Origin of the sequence: Flavobacterium odoriferum (genome assembly GCF_025499515.1) — a bacterium.
GTDB classification, from domain to species: Bacteria; Bacteroidota; Bacteroidia; order Flavobacteriales; family Flavobacteriaceae; genus Flavobacterium; species Flavobacterium odoriferum.
Genome location: NZ_JAMKFA010000048.1, coordinates 1 through 238, shown reverse-complemented (window position 1 = coordinate 238; position 238 = coordinate 1). Strand labels below are relative to the sequence as shown.

Annotated in this window: 1 protein-coding gene; it reads right to left on the bottom strand. The window is 37.0% G+C overall.

Translation table 11 applies throughout. From position 1 onward, the window contains the following. A partial coding sequence (locus M9Q43_RS14070) for a hypothetical protein (RefSeq protein ID WP_262319495.1) occupies positions 1-200 on the bottom strand: 200 nt, incomplete at its 3' end. Positions 201-238 lie beyond the last annotated feature (38 nt).

The window sequence follows — 238 nt, the reverse complement described above, 5'->3', positions numbered from 1 at the left end:
ATCTCACATGCCTCTGCAGGAAAAACCGAGAATTTGGAGTTGTAGTTAAATGTTAAGGGCTCAAAGGCTACTGAAGCAGAAGCCTTGATTAGAGACGTGCGAGTAGTAGTTAAGTGAGTAGATGATTTGGTTGGAGAGTTATATAAAATGGCTGATTTTGATGGGAAAAGTGGTTGCACAAAGCAAGAAGTAGCCTGCATTTTGATAGGATTTTGGGATAATTTTTTTTTATTATAAT